Source organism: Flavobacterium pectinovorum (assembly GCF_006438875.1).
Lineage (GTDB): Bacteria > Bacteroidota > Bacteroidia > Flavobacteriales > Flavobacteriaceae > Flavobacterium > Flavobacterium pectinovorum_A.
Map to the genome: position 1 here is coordinate 1 of NZ_RCZH01000037.1, position 8,895 is coordinate 8,895.

General features: G+C 37.5%; 4 protein-coding genes. All 4 read left to right on the plus strand.

Annotated elements, in window-relative coordinates; translation table 11 throughout:
* The coding region (locus tag EAH81_RS27125) for a gliding motility-associated C-terminal domain-containing protein (RefSeq protein WP_140512103.1) at nt 1-5,558 on the plus strand (5,558 nt) is incomplete at its 5' end.
* A 160-nt stretch (nt 5,559-5,718) separates the two neighbouring features.
* On the plus strand, nt 5,719-6,630 hold the full coding sequence (locus EAH81_RS27130) for a type IX secretion system membrane protein PorP/SprF (RefSeq protein ID WP_140512104.1): 912 nt from the start codon (nt 5,719-5,721) through the stop codon (nt 6,628-6,630).
* Between the two features lie 11 nt (nt 6,631-6,641).
* Nucleotides 6,642-8,588 (plus strand): OmpA family protein, encoded by a 1,947-nt coding sequence (locus tag EAH81_RS27135; RefSeq protein ID WP_140512105.1) that lies wholly within the window; start codon nt 6,642-6,644, stop codon nt 8,586-8,588.
* Between the two features lie 78 nt (nt 8,589-8,666).
* Nucleotides 8,667-8,895 (plus strand): transposase (locus EAH81_RS27140; protein ID WP_140510948.1); only part of this gene is annotated, 229 nt, incomplete at its 3' end.

Consider the following 8,895-nt stretch of genomic DNA (forward strand, 5'->3'; position numbering starts at 1 on the left):
ATGAAAAAGGCTGTACCGATACCGAACAAATAACAATTACAGAACCTGAACTTGCTTTAACTGCAGCCATAAATACTAAAACTGATGTAAATTGTAAAGGTGACGCAACAGGATCTGCAACAGCTTCGGCAACTGGTGGAACGGGAACTTATTCTTATTCCTGGAATACTTCGCCAGCACAAACTTCGGCTATAGCCAATAATTTAATTGCGGGAACTTATATCGTAACGGTGACGGACGAAAAAGGCTGTACTGATACCGAACAAATCACAATTACGGAACCTGAATTGGCTTTAACGGCGACAATAAATACCAAAACTGATGTAAATTGTAAAGGTGACGCAACAGGATCTGCAACGGCTTCGGCTACTGGTGGAACAGGAACTTATTCTTATTCCTGGAATACTTCGCCTGTTCAAACTTCGGCTACAGCCAATAACTTAATTGCGGGAACTTATATCGTAACGGTGACGGACGAAAAAGGATGTACCGATACAGAACAAATAACAATTACGGAACCTGAATTGGCTTTAACAGCGACAAAATCACAAATAAATGCAAGTTGTGGTGGTGCTGAGAGCGGATCTGCAACTGTTATAGCTTCTGGAGGAACTGCTCCTTATACTTACTCTTGGAATACAACTCCGGTGCAAACTTTGGCTACAGCCACAAATCTTGCTGCAGGAAGTTATAACGTAACAATTACTGATTCTAAAGGATGTACTTATACTGTATCATTTGAGATTCTTGATGGAGATTCTGTTAAACCAGTAATTAATCCACTACCGGAAACCTCAACTATTAATTGTCCCGCAGAACCTGTATTTGCTGAAGCTTCTGCAACAGACGACAATGGTACAATTGCTTCATTAACTTTTGAAGATACTATAACTCCTGGCAATTGTGCCGGTTCTTACACAAAAACCAGAATCTGGACCGCTAAAGATGCTTGTGGAAATATTTCACTTCCTGTAAGTCAAACAATTATTGTCCAAGATATCTCAGCGCCAACCTGGTCTACTGAAGTTAATTCGCTTAACGCAAAAATTGAATGCAGTAATTCTGAAGTTTTGGCATCGGCGCAAGCCTTATTCCCTATTGCAACTGATGCTTGTGATGCTGATGTTTCGAATATCGTTAAAGTATCCGGTTTGTTTGTAGCTTCGGAAGGTTGTTCTAATGCGGGAACTTATACTAATACATGGACTGTAAAAGACGATTGTGGAAATACTTCTGGCATTTTCACGCAAGTGATTACGATCGAAGATACTACTGCGCCAATCTGGTCAACCGAAGTTAATTCGCTTAACGCAAAAATAGAATGTAGTAATCAGGAAGCTTTGGCATCGGCGCAAGCCTTATTCCCTGTTGCAACTGATGCTTGTGATACTGATGTTTCGAATATCGTAAAAGTATCCGGTCAGTTTGTAGCTTCGGAAGGTTGTTCTAATGCGGGAACTTATACTAATACATGGACTGTAAAAGACGATTGTGGAAATACTTCTGGCATTTTCACGCAAGTGATTACGATCGAAGATACTACAGCGCCAACTTGGTCAACTGAAATTAATTCGCTTAATGCAAAAATAGAATGCAGTAATCAGGAAGCTTTAGCATCGGCGCAAGCCTTATTCCCTGTTGCAACTGATGCTTGTGATAGCGATGTTTCGAATATCGTAAAAGTATCCGGTCAGTTTGTAGCTTCGGAAGGTTGCTCAAATGCGGGAACTTATACTAATACATGGACTGTAAAAGACGATTGCGGAAATACTTCTGGCATTTTCACGCAAGTGATTACAATAGAAGATACTACGGCGCCAACTTGGTCAACTGAAATTAATTCGCTTAACGCAAAAATAGAATGTAGTAATTCTGAAGCTTTAGCATCGGCGCAAGCCTTATTCCCTGTTGCAACTGATGCTTGTGATAACGATGTTTCGAATATCGTTAAAGTATCCGGTCAGTTTCTAGCTTCGGAAGGTTGCTCAAATGCAGGAACTTATACCAATACTTGGACTGTAAAAGACGATTGCGGAAATACTTCTGGCATTTTCACGCAAGTGATTACGATCGAAGATACTACAATACCAACATTTGCGGGAGAACTTCCGGGCAATATTACTGTTTCTTGTGACGCAGTTCCTGCTCCGGCAAACATGGAAGCTTCTGATAATTGTAGTGGCGATTTACCAATCGTTTTCACTGAAGTGAAAAGTGATATTCAAAACGAATGTGCTACAAATTATACTTTAACTCGTACATGGACAACAAGTGATTGTAGCTCAAATAAAGCTACTTACACTCAAATTATAACAGTAAGAGATACAACTCCGCCTACGGGAACTGCTCCCGCTGATGTGGCTAATTTGCAAAGCATTGCGGATATTCCTGTTGGAAATCCAGCGGATATTACAGATGAAGCCGATAATTGCAGCAGTACTGTAAATATTACGGTCAGCGATTCTAATAATGGCGCAAGTGGCTGTGATGGAAATGCGTATATCTTAACGAGAACTTATACGTTGACAGATTGTGCGGGTAATAAAACTGAATTGGTACAAACTTTTACTGTTGACAATAAAGTTTCGATAAGTGCAATTGCTTCAAACGTAACTTGTCTTGGAGGTCATGACGGTTCGATTACCGTTACTAATAGTCCTGGTTCAACAGTAATTATTAGAAATGAAAATAATGAGGTTGTTGGTAATGCAAATTTACCTGCAGGAACTTACACACTTACTGCAACATCAACAGTAAACGGTGAAAACCAAACTTGTACAGCAACCACTACAGTAGTGATTACTCAACCTAATTACACTATTAAAATATCCGGACAAATTATAAATATAGACACCAATACTCCTATTGCAAATGTGCCTGTTACATTGGTACCGCAAGGTACTACAACTGGTCCAATCTTATTACGTATCACTGGGGCTGATGGCCGTTATACTTTTACAGGTATGGCTGCAGGAAGTTACTTAGTACAGGTTCAGGATGCGAATTTGAATAGCGCTTACCAATTATATCCTGTAAATTCAAGTTTGTTCTTTACTACTCTTGAAGATTGTAAATTCCAAGAACATAATTTCGAATACGGAAAATCAAAACTTCCCGTTTTAGGAGATTACGTTTGGTATGATACTAACGGTAACGGAGTGCAAGACGAATGGTATGATGCCAATAATGATGGTGTTGTAACTAAAAATGTTCCGGATAGTGAAGGTGCTATAGATTATAGCCAATGGGAATGGATCGATCTTAACGGAGATAACAGTTATGCTGGTCCACAAAATGTTGGCGAATTAAATGCCGGCGGTTTTGGAAACGCAGCAACTCCAAATGTTATTATCGATGGTCCTAACGGATATCACGAAGAAGTGATTGTGGGTATCGAAGGATTCTGGAGAGACAGACCTGCTACTCAAAATCCTTACGGAGATTATACTATAAAATTGGTTAGAGATGCAAATTTAGATGCTGTTGCTACTGCTTTAGGAACTACAGGTTTAGTAAAAGTTCTTCCATCTGCTGGAACAGACAAGAAAAAAACTGGAAAAAACGGAAAAATAGCCATGCATACAGTTTGTCAAACTACCAGCAATTCATCATACATTGTAACGGTTACAGCAGATGATTTGGTTCACTTAGATAATGACTTTGGTTTAAACTGTAAAGAATACCGCGATATTGTTGCTAATGATGATAGTGCAGGTCCCTTCCCAGGAGTGAATCATACTACACTAAATGTTCTGAATGTATTACCAAACGATACTATTGAAGGTGTGGTTGTAACAGCGCCTGATGTTATTATAACTAAGGTAACACCAAATGACTTTTTACAATTGAATCCTGATGGTTCTGTAGATATTTTGCCAAACGCTCCTGCTGGAACTTTGACAATGGTGTATCAAATTTGTGAAGCTGATCAGACTTCAAATTGTGATACTGCAACAGTGACAATAACTATAGAAGCACCAGTTATGACGGTTACCGCAACAGCGATTTGTGTAAACGATGTTCCATACATTGATTATGTGGTAACTCCGGTAAACTTTACTCCGGTAAATGGTGTTACAATTGCCTGGGCTGACGCTGCGAACAATGTGATCACTACAATGACTGATTTACCACTTAGCGGACGCGTATTGTGGCCTGGTGCTGTGGTTGATCAAGCCGGAAATGGTGTTGACTGGCCTGGATGGCTATTTCAAAACAATCAATGGATACAAGGTGCAGACGGATTTGAAGGACTTCGTCCAACAGCTAACTTAACAATATCTGTTAATCCAAGCCAGACTATTACGGTAAATTATCCGCCAGCTGATCCATTTTGTACTGCAAGACCAACTTTTGCAATTCTTGCAAATGATGATAGTGCAGGTCCGTTACCGGCAGCCATAGGAGCAACAAATGTATTGAATGTATATACGAATGATACCTTAAATGGCAATGCAGTAAATCCTGCCGATGTTACGCTTACATTAGTAACACCAGATCCTACCGGAGCATTAACATTAAATCCTGATGGTTCTGTAGATGTTAAAGTCGGCACACTTGGAGGCACTTATACTTTAACGTATCAAATTTGCGAAAATGCCGATAATGGAAACTGCGATACCGCTATCGTAACAGTTACAGTTCTTGATCCTGCACCGCCAACTCCGGTTGATGCTGTAGATGACACTTATACTGTTGGATGTAACACTTTTGGATTAGTTGGAAATGTTTTAAGCAATGACTTAAAAGGTATAATCCCGGCTACGTTAGAACTGGTAAACTTTACCTTATTAAGCCAAACCAGTAATGAATCTAAAACAGATCCAAATATTACTGTTGATGCCTCCGGAAATGTAACAGTAACAAGTTTAACTCCGGCTGGTACGTACACTTACACTTATCAAATATGTGATAAGCTAAGTGCTGAGAATTGTGATACTGCGACAATTACGATCACCGTTTCTCCAAATGGCGTGATAAATATTGCAAACAAAGCCTGTAACGATGACAGATCTCCTGTTGACTTACTTGCCTTATTGCCAGAAAACACGCCACGAACAGGACTTTGGATCGATACAGACGGAAGCAATGCATTGCAAGGAAATGTACTTACCGCATTTGGACTGGCACTTGGCAATTATAAATTTGAATATAAAATAGCCGATGAAACGTGTCCAAGAAGCATCCTGCTTACAATGGAAGTAAATGATGATTGTAAAGTATTGGCTTGCGAAAGTATCGTCATACACAATGCCTTCTCTCCTAATGGAGACGGTAAAAATGATGTTTTCACAATTGAAAATATTGATCAGACAACCTGTTATCCTGAGAACACTGTCGAAATTTATAATCGTTGGGGAATATTAGTATTTGAAACTACTAATTATAATAATACCACCAATGCTTTTGACGGAACCTCTCGAGGCAGAACAACAGTAAAACAATCTGATGGGTTACCAACAGGGACCTATTTCTATATTGTTAACTACAAATCTTTAGACGGAAATAATGTAATTCAAAATAATAAGAAAGACGGATATTTATATCTGTCCAAATAGAATACGGCAGGAGAAATGCGCTATAACACATTCTTTTATAGCGCATTAAAGAATAATTAATAAAAAAATCCTTATTTTTGAATAAGCGAATATATTTGACTTTTGTGATTTTCCCTATACAAAAAATCAATAGTAATAATTAAAATAATAAATATCTACTATGAGAACAAAATTATTTTTCTTCGTCATTATGTTTGTTACAATTGCAGGATATGCGCAACAAGATGCACAATTTACGCAGTATATGTACAACACAATAAATATAAATCCCGCTTATGCAGGTTCTCGTGGCGCTTTAAGTATTTTTGCTTTGCACCGCGATCAATGGGTAGGACTTGATGGAGCACCGAAAACTAATACAGTTTCCGTTAATACTCCAATCAATAATAGCAATATAGGGATAGGACTTTCGCTCGTAAATGACAAAATTGGTCCCACAAACGAAAACCAGATTTCTGCAGATATCTCTTATACAATACCAACTTCTGAAACCTGGAAACTTTCTTTTGGTATTAAAGGTACTGCTGATATTTTTAATCTTGATGTAACTAAACTCAATCCGGAGAATGCCGGAGATCCACAATTTCAAAACTTAAACAGCGATTTTTCTCCTAATATAGGAGCCGGAGTTTACTGGCATTCAGACAACGCATACATAGGATTGTCTGTTCCTAATTTTATAGAAACAAATCGCTACGATGATAATGATGTAGCAATTTATAAAGACAAAATAAACTATTATTTGATGGCTGGATATGTTTTTGATCTCTCTTATGATTTAAAATTCAAACCGGCATTATTAACAAAAATGGTCGAAGGCGCACCACTTCAAGTAGATGTTTCCGCAAACTTTATGTTTTTCGACAAATTTACGGTTGGTGTAGCCTACAGATGGAGTGCTGCCATAAGTGCTATGGTAGGATTTCAAATCACAGATGGTATGTATGTTGGATATGGATACGACAACGAAACGACCAATTTAAAGAACTATAATTCAGGTTCGCATGAAATTTTCCTGCGCTATGAAATCTTCAAAAACAATGGCAAAATCACAACTCCTCGTTTCTTTTAAAAATGATTATTATGAAAAAATATATACTCCTTTGTCTAACAATCATAAGTGCTTTTTCATTTAAAAGTTATTCTCAACAGGCAAAAGTAAACTCGGGCGACAAAAACTACGATAACTACGCCTATGTAGACGCCATAAAAACTTACGAGAAAGCAGCTCAAAAAGGATACAAATCCGAGGATATGTTCAAAAAGCTAGGTAATTCCTATTATTTCAACTCTGATTTTGACGGGGCTGTAAAATGGTACGGAGAATTATTTGCAATGAATACAAATCTTGAACCTGACTATTATTACAGATACGCGCAGTCTCTAAAATCAACGGGGCAACTTGATAAAGCAAATAAAGTACTGGACGAATTTAACATCAAATATAAAGGTGACAACAGAGGTAAACTTTATAAAGAAAATGTAAATTATCTGGACCAAATTAAAGCAAATTCTGGACGTTACAAAATTGAAGATGCCGGCATAAACAGCAAATATTCAGATTATGGTTCATTTGTTTACAACAACAAGTTATACTTTGCATCAGCAAGAGACACGGGTAATTTTTCTCAGCGCAAGCATAAATGGACAGGAGAATACTTCACCAATCTTTATGATGCAGATATTGATGCAACAAACAATAGTGCTTCTAAAGTACATAAATTTAAAAGTGCTCTGAATACTAAGTTTCACGAAGCCACGCCTGTTTTTACAAAAGATGGCAAAACGGTTTACTTCACAAGAAATAATTATGTAAATGGTAAAAAAGGAAAAGATGAAAATAAAATTACTTTAGTAAAAATATACAAAGCAACGCTGGAGAAAGATGGCAAATGGGGAAATATAACAGCATTGCCATTTGACAGCGACAATTACAGTACCGCACATCCAGCGCTTAGTCCAGACGAAAAAACACTTTATTTTGCATCTGATATGCCTGGAACGTTAGGTCAATCAGACATTTATAAAGTTAGTGTTAGTGATGCCGGAGCTTATGGTACACCCGAAAATTTAGGAAAACCTATTAATACGGAAGGAAAGGAAACATTCCCTTTTGTCACCAACGAAAAGGAGATTTATTTTGCTTCTGACGGGCATCCCGGATTAGGAGGTTTAGACGTATATGTGGGACAAATTGAGGATAACGGAACCATTACCGGAATTCAGAATCTTGGTGCCGATGTTAATTCTCCAAAAGATGATTTTGCATACATTATTGATCCTGTTTCCAGATTAGGTTATTTTAGCTCCAATAAAGACGGCGGATTAGGTTCTGATGATATCTACAAGTTTTTAGAAACAAAAAGACTAAGATGCATTCAGGAGTTAAACGGAAATATTACAAACTCTGAAACCGGAGCAATTCTACCCGGAGCAAAAGTCACGTTATACGATATGGGATCAACTGATCCAAAAAAATCAGTTATTGCCGATGCAGCCGGATATTATAATTTCGCTGTCGAATGCGGTAAAAGCTATAATGTTCGAGCCGAAAAAGAAGAATTCTCCACTAAAGAAGTCAATATAACAATTGGAAAACTAACCGGAAAAACAAGCTTACCAATTGCCTTAGATCCTGCAACTTGTAAAGTAACAATTGGTGATGATTTAGGAAAATGCTTCAAAATAAAAATGATCTATTTTGACTTGGATAAATCAAATATTCGAACTGAAGCCGCATTAGATTTAGAAAAAATATTGGTAGTATTAAATGATAATCCTTCAATGAAATTAGATATTCGCTCACACACAGACAGTCGCGCATCATTTAAATACAATGAGGCCTTATCTGACCGAAGAGCTAAATCTACGATACAATGGCTCGTTAAAAACGGTATAGCACCAAACAGATTAACAGGTAAAGGTTATGGAGAAACCCAGCTTGTAAACAAATGCGCCGACGATGTTCCCTGTACAGAAGCCGAACATCAGGAAAACAGACGCAGCGAATTCATTATCACTGCATTGTAGTTAATTAAGGGATCAATCTCAAAACCTGGGGAGGAAATGTCAAAATAAAATAAGAACTTTGTAATCTAAGAATTTTATATGACCCCTATAGAACTTTTGAAGTTTATGCTTCCTGATTTTTTAGTAGAACATTTTGAAGTAGTTTCATCTACTAATAGCGAAGAAATATTACACCTCTATTTTGAAGAGAATTCTAAACCTCCAGAAGAGTTTAATAATCTTCAATTAGTATCAAAGGGTTTTCAAGATGAGATTACAATTCAGGACTTTCCTCTGAGAGGCAAGTTGGTGTATTTACATATCAAAA